Below are 24540 nucleotides of genomic sequence, written 5' to 3' on the forward strand. Positions count from 1 at the left end.
AAGAGCCAGGGGTGATTTTAAGCCAGAAAATTTATTTTGTTATAAATCCATGGTTTTATCATTGATACTCAAGGAATTGTCTTCTTGATTCATCATCATCAAGGTACTCAAAAGAAAGAAGCCGAATTTTGGTAAGTTTATAAAACCACTCACAATCGTTTCGTTGAATAATTTCGCCTGGTTTGAAACATATCCCGGATGCCACCCGAATAATCGCATATTTACCATTACTAAACCTGACCCGGTGAATACAGAAAGGTTGACCGGCCTGCCCGTGACAGCTGTTCGACAGGATATGTCCTTCAATAAAAACAGTTTTTTTAGATTTCATTATCATACCCTCGACAACTGCAGTACAGGAGGAACGTTGTCATTTTCCGACATCACTGACGTTACGTGGCAGAAGCCGTTTAGCCGCCGATACACCAGCATTCTGAAGGTCTGAACAACAGTCCGCAGGCAGGGCACTCAAGAACCGCATCTTTTCTTAGTTTACCTGCTTTCTGATCGGCTCTGTGTGCACATACCGGGCAGGCAACATGAACCGGTCTTTCTTTAAAATACCTGAGCCCATTTGTATAAGACATAAATAATTCTCTGAGGAATAGAGTAATTATTATACGCTTTAGTATGAAAATAACTGGCATAAGTTATGTTAAGTTGTGTCTGAATCAGGATATCAGATATTGAAAATTGAACGTCTTATTTATGATACACTACCCTTCCGTGAGAAATTTAAGATGAAATCAGAAGACACCCTTGACTGGTATCCGGCACAATTACCGCCTGTGAAAATTATTCTTGGCGAAGCCGTGCTGGCTGTGGGTAAACAGGGCCGACCGATTAATACCCGCACCTTGCTGGAATACCTTCAGGTCATGCAGGACAAACAAAAAAGGCGGGATGACAAAATCGCCATGCAGACTGCGATTGATGTTCTCAGGGATAATCAGCGCATTAACGGCAGACGTTAATGCACCTCCGGGATCAGTGTCAGTTCTGAATGATCTCAACCGTATGGTTTTGTCCATCATCCTTCAGCGGAATTCTGTCATCAGGGAGGAGAACACCATCCAGCGTCACGCAATATTCTGCATCGCCGCGTGAAACGCTAATCTGATAATGGCTTTCACCATATTGATATGCCATAGAAAAAGACGACCACTCATCCGGTAACCTGGCATGAACACTAAAGTCAGTGCCGGAACGTTTTATCCCCAGTAATTCCTCGGTAAGTAAACGCCAGGCCCAGGCTGCGGAACCGGTATACCAGCTCCACCCTGCACGTCCGGTATGGGGAGCGACGCTGTAGACATCAGCACTCATGACATAAGGCTCAGCTTTATAAATCCCGACAGAGTCCGCATTCAGGGTATGATTTATAGGGCTGATCATGGACCAGAGTTGCCAGGCTCGTCCGGCATTCCCCATTCGGGCAAAGGCCATCACTGCCCAGATGGCGCCATGCGTATACTGCCCTCCGTTTTCCCGCACGCCGGGCAGGTACCCCTGTATGTAGCCCGGATTTGGACCGTGTCCGTCGAAAGGAGGCGTTAACAGTTTGATCAGCCCTCCTTCGTTATCCACAAGCTGCTTATCCAGCGCCTGCATGGCCTTTGCGCACCGTCCCGGGCTCGCGGCGCCGGACAATACAGACCAGCTCTGCGCAATCGCATCAATCCGGCAGTCCTGTGAGGTACTCGATCCCAGGGGAGTACCATCATCAAAATACCCGCGCCGGTACCATTCCCCATCCCAGGCGTGGGCTTCGAGATTACTTTGCAGGCGCAGAGCCTGTGAACGGCACATCGCGGCGACGCTTTCATCCAGCCTGTGCTCCGCCAGCGCTGCAAACCGCTGCAAAATGTCGTACAGGAAGAAGCCCAGCCAGACGCTTTCACCTTTGCCTTCGATACCCACCCGGTTCATCCCGTCATTCCAGTCACCAGCCCCCATCAGCGGCAGGCCATGCTCCCCGAAGTGAAGTCCATAGTGAATAGCTTTGACGCAGTGTAACCAGAGTGTCTCTTCGGTGCCGCTGATGACCGGCGTGTCATAGACAGACTCTTCACCAGGCTGAAGCGAGCGTCCCTCCAGATAAGGAATGCGTATTTCCAGTGCATCCATATCCCCCGTCGTTTCAACATAGTGGCAAACAGCAAGCGGCAGCCAAAGATAGTCATCGGAACAGCGGGTACGCACACCGTTGCCGTGTGGCGGGTGCCACCAGTGCTGCACATCCCCCTCGATAAACTGCCGTGATGCACAGAGTATTATCTGTTCACGCATCCGGTCCGGAGCAGCGTGGCTCAGAGCCAGCGTATCCTGCAGCTGATCGCGAAAACCAAATGCACCGCCAGACTGATAGTAGCCACTCCGGGCCATAAGACGGCAGGCGACCGTCTGATACAACAGCCAGCCATTAATCAGTAAATTTACGGACGTGTCAGGGGTGTTAACTACGATTTTATCGAGAACATTGTGCCAGTGATTATGAATCCGGTTCAGCTCCTGGCGGACCGTATCCTCGTTCATGTAGCGGGCCAGCGTCTCCTGAGCACAAACATCATTCTCCTCTGCGCCGAGGATAAAAATAAACGTCCTCTGGTCCCCGTCAATTAATGTAACCGCCGATTGCACCGCTCCGCAGGGATCCAGACCGGCCCCCGTCTTACCAGAAAGCTTTTGCAGTTTCATGGCCGAAGGGGCGTGAAGGGAACCATTACGCCCAATAAACTCCCGGCGATCCCCTGTAAGAGAACAGTCATTACCGCTGACGGCAAAAAATGCAGTTCGGCCGCCACCATTATCACCATAAAAGTTATTCGCAAGCACCCCGCAGCCGCCGGGCGTTCTGGCCACATGTGTCACAATGTGAGGGGCTGAGCGCGTTCGTGTTTCTCCGAGCGTCCACTCTACATAGCCTGTGACGGAAAGTTGACGTGTCCGTCCCGAAGAGTTGCTGAGCGTCAGGAGCACCAGTTTAACCGGATCTTCTTCAGCAACCAGGACCGTCAACTCGCTGTCTATACCACTCTCACGATGGGCAAAAACGCTGTAGCCAAAACCATGGCGGGTCAGGTAATCACCGTGTCCGCGAACAGGTAAAACCGTCGGCGACCAGCACTCCCCGCTCTCTTCATCGCGCAGGTAAAATGCCTCGCCGCTGCGATCGCTCACCGGATCGTTCTCCCACGGCGTCAACCGGTATTCATGGGCATTCTCATACCAGGTATAGGCCTGCCCTGCCTCTGAGATCACACTGCCAAAACGAGAATTTGCCAGTATGTTCGACCAGGGAGCCGGTGTAAGCGCATTTTCCCGAAGGACGATCTGATACTCCCGCCCATCCTGAGAAAATCCACCGTACCCATTGAAATGGCATAACTGACTGGTATCAGGGCTCCAGTCCGTATGTTGATTACGCTCGCGCACAGCACGCGGAATGAATGCCCTTGCCGGCGATTTCAGGGTATGAATACGCTGGTTAAGCTGCTCATTAATACCCCCTGCGCGGTCATCAAGATAAAGACAGGCCACGCTCATCAAAAGCAACTTATCCTCAGCGGAGAGATGCTCACCGTTCCGGACAAAAAGCCCGCCCTTTTTATCCAGCAGACTGGCTTCAGACCCTGCATAAATTAACTCCATAATCTGATTTTGTAATCCCTGCTGGTAGCCGCCGGGGCTGTTATTCAGGATAACCAAATCAACATCCAGCCCTTTCTGTCTCCAGTAACGGTGTGCCTGAATCAGTGTGGTCACTGAGGTGATACTTTCCTCGCTGGTTATACTCAGCAGCACTATCGGCAGATCCCCTGAAATTGCCCAGCCCCACAGCCCGGACTGGCCACGCCGGTTGCGGCCGATCGCCTGGCCTTCGGCGCGCAGCTCCTGGACAGGGTAAAGCACAGCGCTGGCGAGACTATTGAACAACGTGGCATCATCTTCACTGGCGTTCATCTGGCGCAATACCACCAGACTGTGAGACCAGGCCAGTTCAAAGACGCGATCGGCGATAGGGTAATCGCGATATTTCTCCAGCAACGCCAGGCTCTGCTGACGGGTCTCGCTGATGCCATAAATGATATCAATCGTAACCGGCTGCCCCGGCTGCAGAATGATGGCGTTGCGAATTGCCAGTATTGGATCCAGCACCGAGCCCGACGTGTTGCCCAGCATCCCTCCCGTCTCTATTGCCTGTGCATTCGCAGGGTTTCTGCCACGTCCAATAAACCTTGCCCTGTCCGTTTCAAACGATACGTTATGTCGGTTATCGCCGTGCACCACCATCATGTGAAACAGGCAAGGGCCCGGTTCATCCGGTGAGCGCGGGCGCCGGTGGCAAAGAATAGCGTCACGCTCAGGAGCCAGCTCAGTCTGAATAAACAAATTGCTGAATGCCGGGTGTGCCAGATCGCTGGCATCAGGTGCCAGTACCACTTCAGCATAGGTTGTCAGCTCCAGAGAGCGAGGCTTGCGACCACGATGAATCAGTGTGAGCCGTCGCAATTCAACATCATCCTCCGGAGAGATCACCACCTGAGTTTTGACGCTGAGTCCCCCTAAGCTGCGTCTGAATTCTGCCCCCGCATCGGTGAACAACACTTCCTCGTCTTGTCCGCTGGTGTAGCCTGTTGGTTGCCAGGTATTGCTCCACACATCTCCCGTCTGGGTATCGCGGATGTAGCAGAATGCTCCCCAGTTATCACGGGTGGTATCACTGCGCCAGCGCGTTAGTGCAATATCATTCCAGCGACTGTAACCACCGCCACCCGCGGTCAACATCAGATGATAATGGCCGTTGGACAGGAGTTGGATATCCGGGGAGGGGGTATCCACGCTATAGAAAATACGGGGTTCATAGCGAACGGGTTTGACCATGCCCTCATGAGATTCAAAATGACGGCGCGGACTGTACAGATCGACCGCATCCGGCACGCGCTCCTGTAACAGCAGACTCGCTGACCGGAATACCGTGCTGGACATAAAGCGTTCAGTCATGGGGGCGTCAAGCAACACATGAGCCAGCGCCTGAAATGCCATACCCTGGTGATGCGCCATCCAGGACTGTACCACCGCATAGAGCTGGCCGGTTGCAAGACGTGAGGGGGTATAGTCCAGCGCTTCATAAAAACCGTATTCTCCGCGTGCACCATTTTTTTGCAGCCTGAACAGGTTCTCACAGGCTCTCTGTGGGGAAACCATCAGCGCCAGCAGCGTGGCGTAAGGAGCAACAACCATGTCATCGGCAAGTCCCCTGCGTAGACCGAGCCCCGGTACGCCAAATGCCTGATACTGATAATTATGCTGAACATCAAAAGCATGATAGCCAGACTCTGAAACACCCCATGGTACCCCGCGTTCTTTCCCCCAGTGAATCTGGCGCATAACCGCCGACTGACTCATTTCATCGAGCAGGCTGCCGGGCCAGGTGGGCATCACCAGATTCGGCATCAGATATTCAAACATGGATCCGCTCCATGACATCAGGGCAGTTTCATTATCAATCGTGGTAAACAATCGACCCAGCGCGTACCAGCTTTTAAGAGGCAGCTGATTAGTCGCAATGGCAAGAAAACTGGTCAGGCGGATTTCAGACGGCAGGAGATCGTAGTGGCTCTTGTCAGGCATATTGGTGTCACAGTTATAACCGACGCTGAGCAGACTGGTTGCTTCACTGTACAGAAAGTCGAAATCCATCCGGGCATGCTCATCCAGCCGCTGTTCCAGCTCGGTGATAATATTGAGTCGCATTCGTGCCTGCTCCGCCACTGACGCCGGAGGCGTTCCTGTACCGGTTAATGTCGGACGGGCAAGCTCGCTCAGCGTCGGCAGCGTCTGTTCATTCCAGGATGCAGGCAACCAGCCAAGCAACAGAGACCACTCATGGCAAAGCTGAACCAGTTGATGCTCCAGATGTCCAGCCCAGCGTATCTGAAGAGGAGAACCCTGATGACATGCGCTGGTCAGATGGTTGCACTGGGTGCGCATGCTTTTCAGTTCGCTGAAAAGCGCCTGCGGAGAGAGCGACACCGCGTTCAGGCAATGCTTGCGCAGCAGTCTCAGGCTGTCAGGTGGGTTCTTACCCCACTGTTTTTCCAGAATATCCAGCGTATCGTTCAGTCCTGCCAGTATCTGTTGGTTGCTTAAAACAGGCTGATGACGCATGGCGGACAGGCCTGCACGCAGGGTCAATAAATGCCCGGCCATGTTGCCGCTGTCGACGCTGGAGATATAGCGTGGGCTTAGGGGGACCAGCGTACGGGTGTCATACCAGTTGTAGAGATGGCCCCGGTAGTGCTCCATTTTATCCATCGTGTCGAGCGTGAGCGACACGCGCCGGAGCACCTCTCCGCCAGGCAGGTAGCCAAAGTCCCATGCCGTCAGGTTAGCCATAAGTGAAAGACCAATATTGGTAGGCGAAGTTCGGTGTGCCACCGTCGGTTGTGGTATTTCCTGATAATTATCAGGCGGAAGCCAGTTCTCTTTTGCTGTGGCAAATGTTTCAAAAAAAGCCCAGATTTCACGGCTTGTCTGGCGTAACAGCTGTTTTTGTTCCTGATTAGGCGAAAAAACCTTACGCACGGGCTGGCGACTCAGCCAGCTCATCAGCAGCGGTGCCACACACCATACCAAACCGATCGGTAACGCAATCCCCAGCAGCTGTGGGGCAAATTGTCGGGTCAGTATTGTCAGCGCCACGCCACCGGCAACGTTCAGCCACATCGCCTGATAAAAACGTGCAACAGTGGGTCTGGCCTGACTGCTGTCCTGGCTGTGGCTGACCCACTGGCTGAGGTGACGCCTGCTTATCCTCAGTCGCCATAGCGTCACGGCGATCGCTTTCAGCGAATATCCGGCTTCGTGCGGCAGTATCGCAAAATTAAGGCTGATACCTAACAGGCGCTTTAGCGCGCCCGCCCCCACCAGTAACAGATGCGGCTTCACGCGGCGACGCAGAGGTTTATGCAGAAGGTCGTGGCTAATGCAGAGGATGGCTGGCAACAGCCATATCAGCAACAGTATGCCCAGCCAGTAAACTGGATTGGGTACCCAAAGCAGAGCGAAGAACAGCAATATCAGTAAGGAGGGGGCGACCAGACTGCGACGTAGATTATCGAGTAATTTCCAGTAAGAAAGCGCGGTCAGCGGATTCCTGACCCGGGTTCCATCGGCTTTTCTGACGCGTGGTTTTAGCCAGTTAAGCAGTTGCCAGTCACCCCGGATCCAGCGTGAACGTCGTGCAACATCCGACAGATAATTATTAGGGTACTGTTCGTACAGTAACACCTCGCTCAGCAGACCCGAACGTGCATAGCATCCTTCAAGCAGATCGTGGCTGAGTACCAGATTTTCTGGGCAGATGTTGGTAGTGGCCTGCATAAAAATATCAACATCGTAAATCCCTTTGCCCACAAACGAGCCTTCCCCAAAGAGATCCTGATAAATATCCGAAGACATCATCGAATAAGGGTTATTGCCCGGTACGCTGCTGCGCAGGGCTGCGTAACGCCCCTGACCGTTGCGTGGTATCTCCTCCGCAAGACCGGGCTGTAAAATACCGAATCCTTTGACAACCCTCTGGCGTACCGGATCATACTCAGGCGTATTCAGCGGATGCGCCATCGTCGCGACGAGTTTGTGTGCCGTATCGCGCGGAAGCACCGTATCGCTGTCCAGGGTAATGACGTATTTTATGTGACCCGGTAAAAGGTGGGCAGGCATCTCTGCAACGCTGACGAATTGCGTTCCGGGATGGCGCAACCAGCTGTTCAGTAACGCCAGTTTTCCCCGCTTGCGTTCATAGCCCATCCACGCTCCTTCCGAGGGGTTCCATTCAGGCTGGCGATGTAACAGATAAAAACGTGGTCGGCCGGAGGGGTAGCGGCGATTAAGCGCCTGCGTATCGGCGATAGCCTGTCTGAGCAGCGCGTGACTTTCCGGCGAGGGTTCATTTTCAGAATCAGCAAAATCAGTGAGCAGCGCGAACCTGAGATTTTCGTTTTCATTCCCCAACCAGCAGACTTCAAGACTGGTGAGGAGCTGGCTGAAACTTTCGTGGCTGGTCAACATGCAGGGAATGACTAACATGGTGGCACTGTCAGCGGGAATACCGGCTGAAAAATCCATCCCCGGCAAGGGTCGAGGAACGCGAAAACGGGTGGTTGCATCACTGAGCAAATCGCTCATTAACTGAGTTAATGCGATAATCAGAGGTAATATCACCGCGATCAATAGCCAGTCTGCGCCCTGCATGGCGGTTTCGTGCATTATTGCTGCGGTCGCTGCGGTTGTCAGCAACGCCAGGCTTCCAAGCCATGACAGCAGGGTTATTCTGTTGAAACTGTGCCGCAAGCGTATGAGCCTTGAGGCGTCTGCCAGGAGATGAATATCCAGCGCCTGTCGACCTTCGCCCGCAAGATAATAACCAACATGATGTTCCGGTGTATCAGGCGCTTTTTCCTCTGAAAACGCCAGCGCCTTCTCAGCAACCTCAGGCTCGCTGAGACCGCTGTCTCTGGCCAGAACCTCAACTACGTGCCGGTAATGATCCCGGGTATTGAAGTGCATCCGGGGATAGATGCCGGCAGGATCATTGCGTAATGCCTGTTCGACAACGCTTATCGTTTCGGCGAAATCAGCCCAGTCCGTTTCACTCAATAAACGCAGGCCCGCGATGCTGTTACTGACGGACAGCTGGCTGGCGGCAAGCTGCTGATTGAAACTATGTATGAGAACGTCAGTGGTGATCCCCTGTTCCCGAAGGCACTGATCAACCCAGGTCAGAGGTAACGACAGCGCGTTGCCATGCCCCTGCAGGCGGCGCACCAGCTCTGCGACAAACGCACTGTTTAACGGAGGTCGGGAGCGCGCCATATCGGCAACCACCATGATTAAATCACCAGGCGCACTCTCTGCGCATTCGACAATCCTTGTTATCCACGTATCAGCAAGGTTTCTGTCCTGCTGCGCTTTTATCACTTCCATACTGATACGACGAAGATTTTCAATCAGCGCCAGGCGCAGCATTCCCGGTAACGCCCAGACTTCACCCAGCGTCAGCGGCGTCACCTGTTGATAGGCAGTGAGATAGCTGGTCAGGCTGGCGGCATCCCAGCGGCCATCGCCGTGAGCAATGGCCTCTGATGCAATATGATAAATTCGTGGGCAATTCAGCGGCGATACCAGCGACGGAAGACCTTTGCCAAAGCTTTTCGGCAGATGCTGGCGGACAGTGCGGATTTGTTCCTCAATCAGATAATAATTGTCCAGCAGCCATTCACCGGCGGGCATGATACTGGTCTTTTTACCCGCGTTAAGCTCATAGCAGTTTTGTGTAATGACGGCCTCATTGTCGCCAAGCCGTTTCAGAAGATAATAAGGATGCTTATCCGGTGATACTTTATGAGTCCGCGCCAGCTTCTGGCCGTAGCGTTCCATCTGGACGGTCGAAAAGAGTTCTGACCGCGGCGAGCTTTCACCGGCAGGATCGTTCGCCGAAAACGTTATGTTTTCGGCAGCATTCATCAGAATACGGGAGCGGTTAAACCACGCTCTTGGGTTCATTTTCATAGCATTGCTCTGATGCGACGTTAGCGCGCAGGAGCAGTTGCGAAATCAGTTCAGAAACGTTCTCTCAGGATGGGCGTCAGGCATCAGGGATTTAACAGCTGCCGGAATCTAACATAAGTATAGGACATGAGCTCTGTTCTGCGGTTTTGGTCGAGCTAGCGTCGGGAGATAAACAGAGCCTTACATCCGGGGCAAAGCATGGTCTGGTTGAGCCGGATTTTTGACAACGGTTGTACTGATTTTAAGCCACAAACAGGACAGGCAGCAGTGGCAGTAGACGCACTGCTGAAGAATTTCATTGCGTAATTGATAACAGACATAACCATTAACCTTTCAATGAATGAGCTTCACCGTACCACATGTGGTTAAGTTTTAATCTATCTATTTTGACACACTGAAAATCAGGAAAGATAAATGTTCGCAGCCACAGGCCCCCTGAGACCGTTTATCCGGCAAAACTCTATGCGGCTTCCAGGGATGAGTAATTCTGATTCGCGAGAGTTAACGGCTGAAATGTGAAGCAGAACGTCTTTTCGTCCATCAGATGGGATGATGAGGCCTTTACCACTAAGAATATCAAAGCTTTTGACAATTCCTGTCATTTTATGGGACAAGTCAATTCCTTATTGAAAACACTTAAATACTATACATTGAAAATGGCATTCAGCCACTTTTATTTTCCTTACTGGACCTCTGGACGGCTAAAAGATAATTTGCTTATATCGATTCCCTGTGCCTTAATGAATCCCATCAGTTCGATGTACTAATAAAAGTTAGAAATTTTCCGGGCAGTTCTCATTACCAGGCGCTATCGTTGATATCCCCTCTCTTGAGTCCATACGTTTAATCTTATACGTTTACTATCAATACAATCATGTATAACGGAGTCAGTATGACCTCTAGAATTATGGGCCTGGTTAAATGGTTTAACGAAGACAAAGGTTTTGGCTTCATCTCTCCTCTTGATGGCAGCAAAGATATCTTTGTCCATTTGTCTGCACTTAATGGCGACAACTTTAAAACTTTATTTGAAGGTCAGAAAGTTGAATTCGCCATTCACCGCGGAGACAAAGGGCCTGCTGCTGCAAATGTAACACTTTGCGATAAATAAATCATTGTGGGTCTGCGATAACGATGAGGGATTATTCCTGAGTAGACAGATCCATAACTTAAATCAGATGAAAGTCGTTTATTCTTAATATCTGATCAGCATATTTTTCACAATTATGAGTGCGCTGACCGATGTAATGGAGTGCAGGACTACTGCATAAAAATTTTAAAAGCACAAACTAACTGCTTGTTAAATAAGAAGTGCGTAATTAGCGAGGCTATCTCCGAAAGCACCACGTAATAGCTTTGACCTTAAAGACATCTGCCAGTTAACACCCACGAGAGAACAGGGTAATAGAATATGATTAAAGTCCTTGTTTTCTTTAATGCTGAATCCTGTAAAGTCATGACCGTTCTGGAAGGTATATCCTCTATCAGGCAGGAATATCCAAACGGTGAAGAAACGCATCTTCGGATTATGTCTGCAGATTTTCCTTCCTTAACTGGCGATCATCGCATTGTTTATGTGGCTACTGACAGGGAGTTAACGTCACAGGAGATACTTTATGCGGCCAGGAAATATTTATAGCATTTTTGCTATGCTCTCTGCTTCACGTTTAATTGCATGCTTACGTTATTTATCAGAATCGAACAAAAAATGAGTTAAAAACATTTATGGCCTGCTAACAGCAGGCTTTTTTTACATTACACTTTTTAGAAACACCTCTATAAAGATAGAGTAATTCGCTATCCTCTGAAAAAATGCAGGTGTCTATCCCCTGCGTACCATCTTGCCATTTGTGAAAAACCTTGCTAAGTGGCGGCGCTAATTCACTAAATGTCTCTGCTGATTTAAAGCTCATCAGGTATGACTGAAGCAATAAGTTATGAGGGTATAAAAAGGCTCTCCGGATGGCTCCTGGCATCATAGTTTTAAGTACCTTCAAAAATGCAGGGACATTTCGTAGGAGTTAGAATTTAGTTCTTGCACATTCTTCTTAGTTTTGTCTTGCGATAAGAGATTTATATCAGTAGTCTAAACCTCGTTAATAACAATATGTACCATTCGGATTAAAATGCTCAGTAAGAAAAATCGGGTTGATGAGCAACCGTAGACATTGGTATTTGCTGAACAACGAAAAAACTTTAAAAGGTCTCTTTATGTCAGATGCTCTTACACTGTTAAACAATATCCGTACCTTACGTTCTCAGACTCGTGAAATGTCATTAGATGTACTGGAAGATGTTCTGGAAAAGTTTAAAATTATTCTTATAGAACGACGAGAAGAAGAGACATTACGTCTTGCAAATGAAAGTCAGCGCCGCGATAAAGTGGAAACACTTCGTCAGATGATGCTTGATGAGGGTATCGACCCCTCCGAACTTTTAGCTGCTATTGGCTCTCCGGGTAAGGCTAAAAGGACGCGCTCCCCCCGCCCCGCGAAGTATCGATATACTGACGAAACTGGAGAGTCAAAAACATGGTCAGGTCAGGGGCGAATGCCGAAGCGGATCTCAAATCTTATTGCTGAAGGTGGGGAATTAAAAGATTTCGAAATCAGCTAAAAAGAGCCGGGTATAACCCGGCTCTTTTTTGTGTAGGACTCAAGTTGCCTTAGATAATAGTCGAGAAACATTTAGTTCTGTCGATGTAGCCGAGGAGCTGTTTAAAATCACAGTGCTGCTTAAGAGACAAACCGGTTATCTTGCAGATCGTTACAGCGAGCAAAAAGAGAGCCATCAGGAGCTTTTATCCCCACTCAATCATGACAATATATAATGTATGTTCTTCGTGAATCCATACTGCATGAGCTTAACAACGTCCGTTATTGGCTGTGATCACCTTTCTGATATCTCGTTTTCTGACTTCCTTCGTGACTTGTCCTAAGCATTTAGTAGTGCGATACTTGTAATGACATTTGTATTTACAAGAGGTGAGGGACATGGGTAGCATAAATCTGCGTATTGACGATGAACTTAAAGCGCGTTCTTACGCTGCGCTTGAAAAAATGGGTGTAACTCCCTCTGAGGCGCTTCGTCTCATGCTTGAATATATCGCTGACAATGAACGTTTGCCGTTCAAACAGATACTCCTGAGCGATGAGGATGCTGAGCTCGTGGAGATAGTGAAAGAGCGTCTTCGCAATCCTAAGCCAGTACGTGTGACGCTGGATGAGCTCTGATGGCGTATTTTCTGGATTTTGACGAGCGGGCACTAAAGAAGCGAGATCTTGACGCTCAGGGCACGCATCTCCAGGGGCGCATTTGCCTGTCGGCGTGTGGTTCGCGGGACTATAGGGAAGAGAAAAAACGTTTAGTAGGAGCAGAGGGATTACAGGTACCTCTTGGTGCGAGTGTATAGCGTTTGCTATACACTATCATTGTGATATGCTTGTAAAGCAATTGCTATACAAGGAGCACACTCATGAAATCAGATGTTCAGCTCAACCTCAGAGCCAAGGAGTCTCAAAGAGCACTTATCGATGCTGCTGCAGAAATCCTTCATAAATCACGTACAGACTTTATCCTTGAAATGGCGTGCCAGGCTGCTGAGAATGTGATCCTCGATCGTCGCGTATTCAATTTTAACGATGAGCAGTACGCTGAGTTTATCGATATGCTCGATGCGCCAGTTGCGGATGATGCTGCCATCAATAAACTCCTGGCAAGGAAACCTCAGTGGGACGTGTAACAGTACCGGAACCTTTATCCAGCTCACATCAACTGGCTGAGTTCGTCAGCGGGGAGGCCGTTCTCGATGACTGGCTTAAACAGCGAGGGTTAAAAAATCAGGCACTTGGTGCTGCCAGAACATTCGTTGTATGTAAAACAGGCACGAAACAGGTTGCCGGTTTTTACTCCCTGGCCACCGGCAGCGTTAACCATGTAGAAGCGACGGGAAGTCTCAGGCGCAATATGCCAGAACCAATCCCGGTAATCATACTTGCTCGACTGGCTGTCGATGCCTCATTTCGTGGACAAGGGCTGGGGGCTGATTTACTGCACGATGCAGTATTGCGCTGTTATCGTGTGGCTGAAAATATAGGCGTTCGTGCAATTATGGTTCATGCGCTGACAGAAAAAGCCAAAGGGTTTTATCTTCATCATGGTTTTAAGGCATCGCAAACCCAGGAACGGACTCTGTTTCTCAAGCTTCCGCAATAGATTCATTGGCAAGAAAGGTATGTGACTGGCAATAAAATATTGATATTTAATGGTATATTTACTTTATTTAACATAATCTTTGTTATGCGCACCAATCTTGTAACAGCATAGTTGTAATGTCCGTTCTGGGCTAATTAGATGTCCGTCACATAGATTCACCATCGAGGGATTCTGATGACGGCTCACGCAGCGGAGTTTTTCACTTTGGACGAAATTAACCGACTCAAAATCATTCATTCGGTTGTCGAAAAGCGCATGCGCCGTCGTGATGCTGCACACCAACTTGCTCTGACCGAACGTCAGACTCAGCGTTTGATGAACCGCATTCGCGAGTCTGGCGCTGCAGGACTGGCAAACCTTCGGCTTGGACGCCCTGGTAATCACAGGCTTCCTGAGTCACTGAAGCTGCGTGTTCTTTCGTTACTTCACGATCATTAGGGGTCAGTTTGGATATCGAAAATTATTGTACGTTAGGGTTATTTTTTGACCATTCTACTTTAGCAGGCCTCAGTCGACGAAACTTACCGGAGGCCGGTATTCTGTTGCTTTTCCAGATATAATCGCCTGTCAGATTGATATGCTCCCAGCCTAACGGCGACAAATGTGACAGCAGTTGCTCATTGATCTTCACCCTTTTACGCTTCAGGGCATCGACCGCTCTTTCCATATAGACGGTATTCCACAGCGAGATAGCTGCTGTCAGCAGTGTCAGTCCACTGGCGCGGTAACTCTGATTTTCCGGTTTACGATCCCTAGCATCCATGTTTACATTTAATTACAAATGTTCACTATTCATACATATTTCGTATGTGTAATAGTCGGTTAGCACATTTTGGTAAAACAATAAAAGAGGGATTTTATGCCAAATATCAGACAATTAAGTTTTGATGAAATAGCGCAGGTGAGTGGCGGAGGTGCTAACGGCCAGGATGCCTCAGACCGTAATTATGGTGGCTCCAAGAGTTCAGGTCGTTCAGGAGGTTGGGGAGCCCCAGCAACAACGGCTAATAATGCCGGATTTGTCATTATTGGTGGGGTACTGACGGCTGTAGCTACAGGTATTGGCGGTCCTATTGCTGGAACTGTGGTAGGAACGGCCTTTGCGGCGGCATCTCAGTCTTTGCCTAACGATAGTAACAATAACAGGGGCGGTGGCTCCTGGCACGATACAAACCCTGGTGGAATGGTTGGGGAATGCCGCTGGTAAGTCACTTTGAAAAATGCTGCCGTTAATCACGGCGGCATCCTAATATAATTGTTCAGGAAACCACTGAGTCCCCAACACCAAGATTGATGATATATATGGAATCTTCAACAGGTGTGAGTGTTATAAATTAAGAGGGAAGTGTATGTTGCTTTATATGTGGGAAGAGTTTTTTACTGGCTGGAAAAAAAAGAAAATCACGCGATTAAGAGCATTTTGTTACCAGGTTGTGATATTGTCTCTTCAGTTATTCATTGCGTTTTCATCAGCAAAAACAATGAAACTTTCTGCAATGGGAGAAATATCTTTCTTGATAGCTATAAGTATGTTTTCATTACTGGCTGCATTGCTTATTGCAACAGTTTATTGCAGCATGCTGATCATGACAAAAAGAATTAGAGACTTGGGTTTTAAGCATTGTATCATTATAACGATCTTTACATTCTCTGCTAATTTTTGTGCGTTAAAGTTAAGAGGTTTCCACTCAGTTCAACTCATGGGACATAACTATTTGTATATCCTTAATTATGTTCTTTATGTGTTGATTGTAATTTGGAATCTTTATATTATGGTGGGCAAATCAAAATAAACATCTTTTTTCAATGATTTGATATTATCTGGTTATGTGTCATTTTTCGGTGCGGAGGTTTTATGTCCTATTCGTCTTCATATTCTAAATCAAAGAAGAAAGATATTTTTGTTCAGGTGATTGCTTATTTTATTTCTATATTATTAATTACCACACTATTTCATTCCATTGATAAGTCATGGGGTGTTGTGTCGATTTCATCAAATGTGGCAAATATACTGATTAGCATATGTGTTATCCATTCATGTTATCGAGCATCATTATTATTGACAATTAATCTATTTAAATTACTCAATATATAAAGCTTGCATTTTGCTTTTGTAATAGACAACCATTATAAAAACATTTAAAAGATTATATAATTATGAGCATATTCAGAGAGGAGGCATTAAAACACCACAATGATACCGGGTACGGAGATATTGTTTTACCCGCGTCATTTGGCATGTCAGTATGCGCTGTAGCTACACTACTGATAGTTCTGTGCATCTCACTATTCGTTTATTATGGTAGTTATACCCGCAAGGCTCATCTTAGTGGAATTGTGATGCCTTCATCAGGGCTGGTAAAAATCATACCGCAATATGCCGGCTCTATCACCCGGCTGACGGCTTCAGAAGGCCAGCATGTTATTGCTGGTGAATCCCTCTACCATATCAGCGGCGAGCATTATAACGGACAGGGCACAGGTACGCTGGCTGCCATGAGCCTGTCCCTGAAGACTCAGTATGCCATGCTGTCTTCCCAGCAGGCGCTGGAATGGCGTGACAATAGTCAGCAGCAGCTGGCCATGCAACAGCGAATTACCTCCCTGAAACAACAGATGAAAAGTGCGGAGCAGCGCCTGTCGCTTGCAGCGCAACAAGCTATGCTGGCCAAGTTCGTCATGGAACGTTATAAAAAACTGGCTGGCACGCATTACGTTTCAGATATCGAATACAAGCAGAAGCAGATTGACGTTTCTACGGCACAGCAAAACGTTGAGGATCAGCGTCAGGGACTTCTGCAACTATACACGGCAATGAAGGCTGCTGAAGATGACCTTAACCATCTCATCGTTCAAGGGGAAAGCCGTAAAGCCGAGCTGGACAGGCAGTTGCAGGGGATCAGGCAACAGCAGGACGAACTGGCCGGACAGGAGAACTTCACTCTGACGGCGCCAGTATCCGGTACCGTTGCGGCAGTACTTGTCAGGCAGGGACAGTCTGTCAGAGCCTCTGAACCCGTTATGACTCTTGTACCCGACAATGCGCGTCTGCAGATAGAACTCTATGCCACCAGTCAGAACGCCGGTTTTATTCAGTCCGGGCAGCGTGTTGCACTGCGGTTCGCCGCCTTCCCCTACCAGAAGTTTGGTGTTCAGTACGGGACTATCCATGAGATCAGCCGTACAACGCTGACACCTTCGGATTTGCTCTCCATATCTCCTGTGACCTGGAAGGAAAATGAGGGGCATTACCGCGTCATCGTTGAACCTGAGAAAACCTTTATTCTGGCTTATGGAAAAAAAGAACTCCTTCGTCCCGGAATGACCCTTGAAGGGGACGTCAGCCTTGATACACGTCATTTATGGGAGTGGCTGACGGAACCACTCTGGAGTCTCAAAGGAAAACTGTAATGGGATCACTGAACTGGACAGGGATAAAACAGCTCCCCGTTATCCGGCAGACAGAGTCAGCAGAATGTGGACTGGCGTGTCTGGCAATGATGGCCTGCTGGCATGGTCTGCAGACGGATTTACCCACACTCCGTGAACGCTTCAGTGTCAGTACTCAGGGGATGACACTGCAAAGGCTGATTGAGTGTGCCGCGGGTATCAGCCTGTCTTCCCGTGCTGTCAGGTTAGAGCCGGAAGACCTGAAGTCCCTCTCTCTTCCGTGTATTCTCCACTGGAATATGAATCATTTCGTCGTGCTCCATAAAGTTCGTGGGAGCCGGCTGGTTATTCATGATCCGGACAAGGGAAAGGTCACGCTTTCCCTGCAGGAGGCAGGAAAGCACTTTACTGGTATTGCGCTGGAGCTGTTACCAGCCAGTGACTTTACGGCCAGGGATGAAAGAAAGAAAATTCGCCTGCGCCAGCTGACTGGCAAGACGCCTGGCCTGCTGCCTGCAATGTTGCGCATTATCATTTTTGCCTTGATGTTAGAGATCCTGACGCTGGGAAGCCCTCTTCTGAACCAGCTGGTTATCGATGAGGTTCTGGTGGCCGCTGATCGAAGCCTGTTGACCGTCATTATCATTGCACTATTGTTGTTGTCTCTGACTCAGATGCTACTGTCACTGGCCCGTCAGTGGGCCAGTATTACCTTATCCGTCAATTTTAATATGCAGTGGACGGCCCGGGTGTTCCATCATCTGGTTCGACTCCCTCTGTCCTGGTTTGATGCGCGCAGTAAGGGAAGTATTAACGCCCGGTTTGAAGCCGTAGATACAATTCAGCAGGCGCTGACCACACAGGTACTCGAAGGTATTCTGGATGTGCTGCTTGTGGTGACCGCGTTCTGCATGATGCTTCTGTACAGCCCTGAAATGACGCTGATAGCGGTACTTGCTGCCATTTTTTACGGTGTGCTGAGAGCGCTATGGTATCCCGCTCTGCGGCAGTCGGCAGAAGATGTCTGGGATGCAGGTGCAAGGGAGTCCGGTCATTTTCTTGAAACTCTCAACGGTATACTGAGCCTGAGAATAAACGGTGTGACCGCTCACCGAGAAGCCGCATGGCTGAATCTCAACGTCACCCGCAGAAATACGCAGCTACGCCAGAGCCGTCTTCTGATGTGTTATGACATTGCGCACACCCTGACCGGCAGCGTGGTATCGGCGGTGATTTTGTGGAAAGGTGCCGGTGAAGTTCTGAACGGCACCTTTACTGTCGGTATGCTGGTTGCCTATATGTCTTATCAGATGCGTTTTTCTTCGAGTATCAGCAGCCTGACCGATAAGATTTTTGCCTGGCGCATGCTTGATGTCTATAACGAGCGTCTGGCTGATATTGTGTTGACCCCGACAGAAGACCATCAGCAACAGCCCGTGCAGGAAGACAGTCGGTCTTCTGCCATTCCTTCTGTTTTTCGTGGAGCAGTGTCCGAAGATACCCACCTCCCGTTATCCCTTGAAAACATAATTTTCAGTCACAAGGGGAGCAACACACCAATACTCCGGGGGGTATCGTTAACTCTGCATCCTAGAGAAGTGGTGGCCATTACCGGTAAATCGGGATGCGGAAAATCAACACTGGTAAACCTTATCCTGGGGATCCATTTACCTGATGAAGGAACGATCAGAACGTTTGGCATACCGCAAGCGCACCCGGATTATTTTCAGGTACGCCGGCGAATCGGTACAGTGCTGCAGGATGACCATCTTTTCAGGGGATCCATTGCAGATAACATCATTTTCTTCAGTGAGGACCACGATCATAAGCGAATGATCCTCTGTGCCCGGCTGGCGCTCATCGACAGCGATATCATGGCAATGCCGATGGGATATCAGACATTAATTGGTGAAACTGGTGGAGGACTTTCCGGAGGTCAAAAGCAGCGCATTCTGTTGGCAAGGGCGTTATACAAGGAACCAGGATTTTTATTACTGGATGAAGCGACCAGCCACCTTGATGTTGAGAGTGAAATCCAGATAAGTCAGACATTACGTCAGCTGGGACTCCCGGTACTGCTGATTGCCCATCGCCCAGAAACCATAGCCTCTGCAGACCGGGTTCTGTATTTATCTGACGGAAATTTAAGTAAGCTGAATCACATGAACACAGTCGATGATGGCGATCTTGTTTATGAATGACAGGTCAAAAATAAGCCTTAGCGTACAATAATTTTCTATATCTAAACTGACCCCATTACAGCGACTTTAGACCAACACTAGCCGCTGAAAAATTACGCGAACGTCTCAACATCATCCATGAACGCTATGCAGACTTTGGGCCAATGCTGGCCTGTGAAAAGTTTGCTGAGGCACTATCCGTATGGTCAGAAGGAACTCAGGCTAAACGGGAAGTTATTTCCCTACTCACCTTATGATCGCCTTCAGGAAATCGACCAGGGCGTAATCATCGACAACAAACGAATTGGGCGCGCACTCGAATTTATTAAGTATGATTCATAGAAACTTGAGTCTAAGTACGAATCTGTTTCTGCCTCTAACTTTCCAATTTCATCGTTATTTCTAAATTTATAAGTATTCATTAATGAAACTCTCATGCTTCTTTTGAAGCCTGCCCTAGTTATATTTACGGTTATGTTAAAAAATATGATTCATTAGCTTAAAGTATCATACTTATTCAGAAATTGAATATTTTCATAGCAAAAACGAGCGTTCAAACAATGATTTGGAAGATGCATACATCATTTTTACGTTATTGCTAGCCTGTAGATAAGTTTAACCATCTCTACTTATTAAAATGTACGTTTGAAAAAGTAGACTCTTTGCGGTACGCTCTGACGGTATCATTTCCCCAGATTTTTCACTCAGCGCGCCGGTCCCTTTCCGGCCCGGACGGAGCCCGACATGATCCTGATGCCCGACGACGAACCGGAGCTTAGTCTGCCCGCAGCCGTCATGCCACTCGGTGAGGAATTCCTGCCGGCACTGTCCGGTGAGAACGCTCCGGTCAGTCCCGCCCGGGCCTACCTGCTGTCCCTCAACTCCCCCCGCAGCCGGCAGACCATGGCCTCGTTCCTCAGTATTGTCGCCAGCATGCTCGGAGCCACTTCCCTGGAGTCCTGCAGCTGGGGCAGCTTGCGGCGCCACCACGTGATGGCCGTGACCGAACTGTTGCGCGACACCGGCCGGGCCACGGCCACGGTCAACACCTATCTTTCGGCGCTGAAGGGGGTGGCGAAGGAAGCCTGGATGCTGAAGCTCATGGATGTCGAGAGCTTCCAGCACATCCGGGCGGTGCGTAACCTGCGCGGCAGCCGTCTCCCGCGCGGCCGTGCCCTGCCGCCGGAGGAGGTCCGTGCGCTGTTTGCTGCCTGTGAGGCCGATGATTCCAGTATCGGCATCCGCGATGCGGCGATGCTGGCCGTCATTCTCGGTTGCGGTCTGCGACGATCGGAGGCCGTTGGCCTGGATTTGCGTGACGTTGTCACAAATGAGCGAGCGCTTCTTGTGCTGGGTAAGGGAAACAAGGAGCGACTGGCCTACATGCCGGCCGGTACCTGGCAGCGGCTGCAGAAGTGGGTTGATGAAGTTCGGGGAGAAAAAGACGGGCCACTGTTCACCCGAATCCGCCGCTTTGACACCCTGACGAACGACCGTCTCACCGATCAGGCGGTTTACCATGTTCTGCAGGTACGCCAGCGCCAGGCCGGGATAGCGAAATGCGCGCCGCACGATTTAAGGAGAACCTTTGCCACCGCCATGCTGGATAACGGCGAGGATTTAATCACGGTAAAGGATGCGATGGGCCACGCCAGCGTCACCACCACCCAGCAGTATGATCGTCGCGGCGAGGCGCGCCTGCGTACAGCTCGTGACCGTCTGGATCTGATATGAACTTAACAATATGTTAAGAGATTAAGTTTACAGGACATAAGATGAGGGTGCCCGCAGACTGCGCGATTTCTGGAATGGTGCCACAGCGGAACTTTCGTTAACGTAGGTCTGCCGGTTGCCCTGTTTCCCATTCTGAGCCGGGATGGTTTGGACCTGCAGGGTGACCGGCGATCTTTTTGCCTTCATTCAAGCTCTTTCCTCAAATGGGTATGAGGGTTTCTCCTCACGATCCTGGTTTGCTTAACCTAACACGTATTCGGTTTTCTCTCGTGTGTTGCTGAAGACGTCGTATTGTATTCCTGACACGAATTACTAACCCAGCTGCTTTAATAAAAAACACTGCTTCGAGTTATAGTCATCGTCTGATCTTCCCGATGAGCATCTCGATTCAGACCAACAGTTTACCCGCCATTAAATCCTGTTGAAATCCCGCTACATAACGGTAGAAAAATATCAAATTGATAAGGCAATGAATTTCTTTGTTAATTTAGTTTTAAAAGTTTATAAAGCTTCATGGTAGTGATGTTTAATAGGCATTTGAACTGTAAAAATTAGTAATAACAATTAATTACGCTACTAAACTAAACGAAATCTGTTTATTTTGCATTTTGACTATTTTCAGATTTGGATGATACTATTCTTATATCGTTTCAGTTCATGAAGCCCTCCGAACCACGGCGTTCCTGCCAATCCTGCTTATCGAGGTTTATATAAAAACATTATTAAGGCTCTATAATTTACTGATAATTATAACAATCCTATCTATCCCTTTGGCTGCACACGCAGGGAAATCCTCACGAGTCGAGTTTGAAGGAAACATAGTGACAGATACGTGCCAGAGTGTAGTAATTAATGAAAAGCTAAATGTTAGTTGTTTTATTAAAAATAAAATAATATCTTCATCAATAGATTACCCTCCCTCTAATGAACTTCTCACATCATTGAGGTTAAAAGAAAAAAGTGGATTAATTCAATCTGTTACATATAAATTCCTGAGCAAAGCAAAAAACATCAGGCTTGCCGAGATCAATTACCTTTAAGCCTTCCTTAAATGATAGGGGGTATCATACACAGTATTTGTCTCAGGATTCGTATTTTCATTTATTAATATACGCCGTAAATCTGCTGAGCAAAAAAGATAGTACTCTATATATGAGAAATATATAGACATATAGTCTTCGACTAACTCTATTAAGCTCTGGTTTACTATGATGTTATTTTTACCTATGTTGTGAATGTATCCATCTTTTTCCATGCTGTTAACTAATCTCAGAACCTGCGTTCTTGAAACGCTTATTTCGAACGAAAGCTGGTTAATGGTGCTGTTAACTTGCATACTATTAACGACTGATTTCATATACAAATACAGCAACAGAGACCGGCCACCATCTTTGTCAATGTAATAATCAATTTTAGTGTTTATCTTTTTATATGTAACGCCTTTCAATAAAGGAACAGATACACCATAAAAAAAATCCTGCAGGAAAGATTTAAACGCAATGGCCTCCATGTTGAAATCATATTCAGGATGTAAGGTTTTTAATGGTGCGATAACCGTATATATATAACTCTTAAGGTCTTTCAATCCCTTTTGCGTGATCACCAGCTTTACATTTCTTCTGTCATCAGAATCTCTTTCTGTATCTATACGTCCTGATGCCTTAAGCAGTGCAATGACAGCTATAATACTGTTCTGACTGGATATAGAATTAATCTCACAGTAATTCTTTATATCTTTTATAGATTTAATGCTGTTGCTAAAAATAAAGCAGCAAGTCATCAGTATGATATTGAATCTACTTTCATTGAGTATGTGCTTAAAGAATGCAGGCTGTAACCTCATTAGCGCCTTATCATTTTCATAAAATTCCTCTATAGCATTAAAAAAAGTTTCACGATTTCTTATCGTGGCCGCATTTGATATAATGGCTTGTGTTATCAATTCAGCTGACATAATTAACCTGCCAAAGATATACCTAATTTCAAAATTTCATTACTCTCCCGGATAAACTGGTCCATAGCCTGCTCGTTGAGTGGTTTGCTGATTAATACGCCCTGAAAGTCCATTTTAGTCAGATGACGTAAAAATTTTATTTTTTCAATGCTATCAATGCCTTCTGCAATGCATTTTCTGTTAGTCAGAGAACAGTAATGCTGAAGAGACTGTATTAATGCCAGACAATCGAAGTCGCAAAGAGAATCACTTACTGCTGACATATCTATTTTATAGCCATCAAACTTTATTTTCCGAACAGGAAAATAAGCACTTTTAGATGAAAAACAGTCATCAAGAAAAACACGATAACCCATGCCCTGTATGGCATTGACGTTATCAATTACTTCAGGGTGATGCTCGAAAGAAGTCTTTTCATTAAGTTCTAGAACCAGGCTTTTACAGGTCTGATCAGTCAACGACGAGCGAGCTGCAGCGAGCATTTTCACAATCCCCTGATCATAAATCAAATGGTTTGGGAGGTTCACTGAGAAATAATATCGCCCCTGATACCTGTTTATCATTTTTATAGCATGGCGGAGCGCAAATGCAGTAAGTACCATCCAGGGGTACTTACTGCGTAATCCTGGAAGAAAATCACCAGGATATCTTATGGCAGCATCTTCGACCCATCTGACCAGCAGCTCAAAACCCTGCAGTCTGAGATTGTGGTCAACTATTGGCTGAAAAAACATAAAAATATCACCTGCTGCAACAGCATTTACAAAACGTTTTTCATCTTCTGATAAGCAATTAAAATGCCTGTCACAAATGATCCCGGATGTTTGATCTGTGGCCAGCGTTTCTATTCCCAAGCGTTTAAATTTTTTCATGCCCGTCAACCTGTAGTTGTATAGTGATTTAACACTTATCCCTGTTTCAGATGCCTGTGTTCTGAGATCTTTACCACGATAAACATTAATCAGTACCTGTAATTCGCGACTGTTCATGCCTTTGGTCGTCATTTTTCCCATTACATTTTCAAGAAATGCATTACACATTAAACAGGTATGTATTGTGCTTCCCCTTTTCAGGAGTTTTTCCACGTTCTCCACGGTGCAACTGACAGGCGCAATGATAAAGTCGATACGTCTGAGTCTTTTCTTTTTTATGTTAGCGGTCAATGTGTTAGCGATAAGCAGTGCAGACGCATCTGTCACAAATACTACGGTAATTCTATTGCTGCTTTTATTTAAGATTTCAATTATATCATTAAGCGTCGACAGGAAGCTATGTTCATGCCTGGGCAATTGAACGATCGCCGCTTCAGGTAACCATGCATCTTCTGACTCAACTTCAGTCGAGTCTTCACTTCTAACTTTGAAGTGTTCGCTGATGCCTTTTTTGAAAAAGGCACATTTTGAAATAACAGTGCTGACATCCATTTTAGTTTCTCCGCTATTTCAAGATCCAACGATGACGTTATATATAAATATATGTCAATGAAGCTTT

At 47.7% G+C, this 24540-nt stretch carries 19 protein-coding genes and 3 pseudogenes; 14 read left to right on the forward strand and 8 right to left on the reverse strand.

Features of this window, described 5'->3' with window-relative positions:
* Positions 1-58: 58 nt before the first annotated feature.
* Together ACOTZC_RS21010 and ACOTZC_RS21015 are read right to left on the reverse strand one after the other, a co-directional pair.
* Positions 59-331: a hypothetical protein gene (locus ACOTZC_RS21010; protein ID WP_182947008.1), complete on the reverse strand. Its 273-nt coding sequence runs from the start codon at positions 329-331 to the stop codon at positions 59-61.
* 79 nt (positions 332-410) lie between these two features.
* Entirely contained in the window at positions 411-647 is a 237-nt protein-coding gene (locus ACOTZC_RS21015; protein WP_218189857.1) for a YnfU family zinc-binding protein, read from the reverse strand.
* 93 nt (positions 648-740) lie between these two features.
* On the opposite strand from ACOTZC_RS21015, the gene ACOTZC_RS21020 reads away from it, so the two are divergent.
* The gene (locus ACOTZC_RS21020; RefSeq protein WP_004132711.1) at positions 741-974 is read left to right on the forward strand and encodes a hypothetical protein; all 234 of its coding nucleotides are present in this window, start codon (positions 741-743) and stop codon (positions 972-974) included.
* Between the two features lie 19 nt (positions 975-993).
* Here ACOTZC_RS21020 and ACOTZC_RS21025 read toward each other — a convergent pair whose 3' ends face one another.
* The 3 genes from ACOTZC_RS21025 to cspF form a co-directional block, all read right to left on the reverse strand.
* Positions 994-9576, reverse strand: coding sequence for a GH36-type glycosyl hydrolase domain-containing protein (locus ACOTZC_RS21025; protein ID WP_421635995.1), 8583 nt, complete (start codon positions 9574-9576; stop codon positions 994-996).
* A 155-nt stretch (positions 9577-9731) separates the two neighbouring features.
* Positions 9732-9902 (reverse strand): YnfU family zinc-binding protein, encoded by a 171-nt coding sequence (locus ACOTZC_RS21030; RefSeq protein ID WP_305955329.1) that lies wholly within the window; start codon positions 9900-9902, stop codon positions 9732-9734.
* Between the two features lie 75 nt (positions 9903-9977).
* Entirely contained in the window at positions 9978-10190 is a 213-nt protein-coding gene (gene cspF, locus ACOTZC_RS21035; protein WP_001446195.1) for a cold shock-like protein CspF, read from the reverse strand.
* A gap of 278 nt (positions 10191-10468) precedes the next feature.
* On the opposite strand from cspF, the gene ACOTZC_RS21040 reads away from it, so the two are divergent.
* The 8 genes and pseudogenes from ACOTZC_RS21040 to ACOTZC_RS21075 all read left to right on the forward strand — a co-directional run.
* Positions 10469-10687: a cold shock domain-containing protein gene (locus ACOTZC_RS21040; RefSeq protein ID WP_012543040.1), complete on the forward strand. Its 219-nt coding sequence runs from the start codon at positions 10469-10471 to the stop codon at positions 10685-10687.
* Between the two features lie 300 nt (positions 10688-10987).
* Entirely contained in the window at positions 10988-11215 is a 228-nt protein-coding gene (locus tag ACOTZC_RS21045; RefSeq protein ID WP_182947006.1) for a hypothetical protein, read from the forward strand.
* A gap of 572 nt (positions 11216-11787) precedes the next feature.
* Entirely contained in the window at positions 11788-12192 is a 405-nt protein-coding gene (locus tag ACOTZC_RS21050; RefSeq protein WP_182947058.1) for an H-NS family nucleoid-associated regulatory protein, read from the forward strand.
* Between the two features lie 79 nt (positions 12193-12271).
* Positions 12272-12406 (forward strand): annotated as a pseudogene (locus ACOTZC_RS21055) (arsenical resistance protein ArsH); the annotation flags it as partial.
* 163 nt (positions 12407-12569) lie between these two features.
* Entirely contained in the window at positions 12570-12809 is a 240-nt protein-coding gene (relB, locus tag ACOTZC_RS21060) for a type II toxin-antitoxin system antitoxin RelB (protein WP_182947005.1), read from the forward strand.
* 242 nt (positions 12810-13051) lie between these two features.
* Positions 13052-13318, forward strand: a complete 267-nt coding sequence (locus tag ACOTZC_RS21065; protein WP_014172304.1) for a DUF1778 domain-containing protein — start codon at positions 13052-13054, stop codon at positions 13316-13318.
* Positions 13306-13791 (forward strand): GNAT family N-acetyltransferase, encoded by a 486-nt coding sequence (locus tag ACOTZC_RS21070; RefSeq protein ID WP_182947004.1) that lies wholly within the window; start codon positions 13306-13308, stop codon positions 13789-13791. The genes ACOTZC_RS21065 and ACOTZC_RS21070 overlap by 13 nt, the downstream gene beginning before the upstream one ends.
* 174 nt (positions 13792-13965) lie before the next feature.
* A pseudogene (locus ACOTZC_RS21075) lies at positions 13966-14226 on the forward strand (ISNCY family transposase); the annotation flags it as partial.
* 25 nt (positions 14227-14251) lie between these two features.
* Here the strand turns inward: ACOTZC_RS21075 and ACOTZC_RS21080 are convergent.
* Positions 14252-14551 (reverse strand): annotated as a pseudogene (locus ACOTZC_RS21080) (Tn3 family transposase); the annotation flags it as partial.
* Positions 14552-14650: 99 nt separating this feature from the next.
* Here ACOTZC_RS21080 and ACOTZC_RS21085 point away from each other — a divergent pair.
* The 5 genes from ACOTZC_RS21085 (at position 14651) to ACOTZC_RS21105 (ending at position 21095) form a co-directional block, all read left to right on the forward strand.
* Positions 14651-14998 carry a hypothetical protein gene (locus tag ACOTZC_RS21085; protein WP_325795308.1) on the forward strand — a complete coding sequence of 116 codons (348 nt, stop codon included), beginning with the start codon at positions 14651-14653 and terminating at the stop codon, positions 14996-14998.
* A gap of 142 nt (positions 14999-15140) precedes the next feature.
* Complete coding sequence (locus tag ACOTZC_RS21090) at positions 15141-15584, forward strand: hypothetical protein (protein ID WP_421635996.1); 444 nt, start codon at positions 15141-15143, stop codon at positions 15582-15584.
* A gap of 364 nt (positions 15585-15948) precedes the next feature.
* Entirely contained in the window at positions 15949-17202 is a 1254-nt protein-coding gene (locus ACOTZC_RS21095; protein ID WP_325795307.1) for an HlyD family secretion protein, read from the forward strand.
* Positions 17202-19382 (forward strand): peptidase domain-containing ABC transporter, encoded by a 2181-nt coding sequence (locus tag ACOTZC_RS21100; protein ID WP_421635997.1) that lies wholly within the window; start codon positions 17202-17204, stop codon positions 19380-19382. Before ACOTZC_RS21095 ends, ACOTZC_RS21100 begins: the two co-directional genes overlap by 1 nt.
* 723 nt (positions 19383-20105) lie before the next feature.
* Entirely contained in the window at positions 20106-21095 is a 990-nt protein-coding gene (locus tag ACOTZC_RS21105) for a tyrosine-type recombinase/integrase (protein ID WP_248163009.1), read from the forward strand.
* Between the two features lie 1036 nt (positions 21096-22131).
* On the opposite strand, the gene ACOTZC_RS21110 is transcribed toward ACOTZC_RS21105, so the two are convergent.
* Both ACOTZC_RS21110 and ACOTZC_RS21115 read right to left on the reverse strand, forming a co-directional pair.
* Positions 22132-23049: a hypothetical protein gene (locus ACOTZC_RS21110; RefSeq protein ID WP_421635998.1), complete on the reverse strand. Its 918-nt coding sequence runs from the start codon at positions 23047-23049 to the stop codon at positions 22132-22134.
* 2 nt (positions 23050-23051) lie between these two features.
* A complete protein-coding gene (locus tag ACOTZC_RS21115; RefSeq protein ID WP_421635999.1) occupies positions 23052-24473 on the reverse strand; it encodes an EAL domain-containing protein in 1422 nt (473 codons plus the stop codon).
* Positions 24474-24540 lie beyond the last annotated feature (67 nt).

The sequence above is a fragment of the Enterobacter cloacae complex sp. SHL009 genome (assembly GCF_049237205.1).
Classification (GTDB): domain Bacteria; phylum Pseudomonadota; class Gammaproteobacteria; order Enterobacterales; family Enterobacteriaceae; genus Enterobacter; species Enterobacter cloacae_M.